Origin of the sequence: Nocardioides oceani (genome assembly GCF_030412965.1) — a bacterium.
GTDB classification, from domain to species: domain Bacteria; phylum Actinomycetota; class Actinomycetes; order Propionibacteriales; family Nocardioidaceae; genus Nocardioides; species Nocardioides oceani.
Window position 1 is genome coordinate 1 of sequence record NZ_JAUHJQ010000353.1, and the last position, 203, is coordinate 203.

1 protein-coding gene is annotated in these 203 nt (G+C 77.8%); it reads right to left on the reverse strand.

What is annotated here, in order from left to right; translation table 11 throughout:
• Positions 1-203: hypothetical protein (locus QWY28_RS24330; protein WP_300955454.1), on the reverse strand; the 203-nt coding region annotated here is incomplete at both ends.

Genomic DNA, 203 nt, shown 5'->3' on the forward strand with positions numbered 1-203 from the left:
GCCGACGACCGAGCCGATCTCGCCGGTGCCGGGGTCGGGGGACTCGTGGGAGCCGGGCACCCGGCTCCAGGGCTCCCAGGCCGAGCCGCGGCGGACGCTGAGCTCGAGCACCGGCGCGGCCTCGCCGCGGGTCCAGGTGAAGCCGACCAAGGAGTACGTCGTCGTCGCGAGCTTGCCGGTGCCGCGCCGCGCGGACGAGCCGC